1 protein-coding gene is annotated in these 555 nt (G+C 51.2%); it reads right to left on the reverse strand.

What is annotated here, in order from left to right; all coding sequences use genetic code 11:
* Nucleotides 1–27 precede the first annotated feature (27 nt).
* Complete coding sequence (locus tag KP705_RS16500) at nucleotides 28–354, reverse strand: plasmid recombination protein (RefSeq protein WP_252348427.1); 327 nt, start codon at nucleotides 352–354, stop codon at nucleotides 28–30.
* Nucleotides 355–555 lie beyond the last annotated feature (201 nt).

Genomic DNA, 555 nt, shown 5'->3' on the forward strand with positions numbered 1-555 from the left:
CCCCAATGCTGGCGGTTCTGTAGGTGTTCACCCTAAGCGTACGTAAAATACACTTTCGTGTCGTGACCCCAAATACGCCTCCTGGTCAGCGTTCCGGTTCTCGAACGCGCCAGGTGAGGACGTGACCAGGTATTCGATGCACTGGACGGCGTTCTTGCGGATCTTCTCAGGTAGCGCCTTCTCGAACGCGATCATGCCCTGTTTGACGTTCTGCGGCCCGATCAGGTCATTGTCTGGCGTTCTCGTGGCGTCAGCGTTTGGCGTATCCTGCTCTCGGTAGGCGTGCTTCATGGACGCCCTGACGGACTTGGGCGATTTGAGTTTCTGAACCCGAAGAATGGCGAATTTTGACATGGTGTTTCAGCCCCCTTTTTTCAAAAGGTGGACTTACTACACAATTTGCAAGCAAATTGTCGTAAGCTGAAGAAGGAAACCCCTTCTTCAGATATATTCAGAAAGCTTCTTTTTTTGTCGGTAATGGCACATTTGGCTGACCGACAAACCATTCGTAGAGTGAAGGATCACTCGGAAGGCGAAGTGTCTCTAGAAGCACTT

The organism is Gluconobacter sp. P1D12_c (assembly GCF_018812105.1).
Classification (GTDB): Bacteria; Pseudomonadota; Alphaproteobacteria; order Acetobacterales; family Acetobacteraceae; genus Gluconobacter; species Gluconobacter oxydans_A.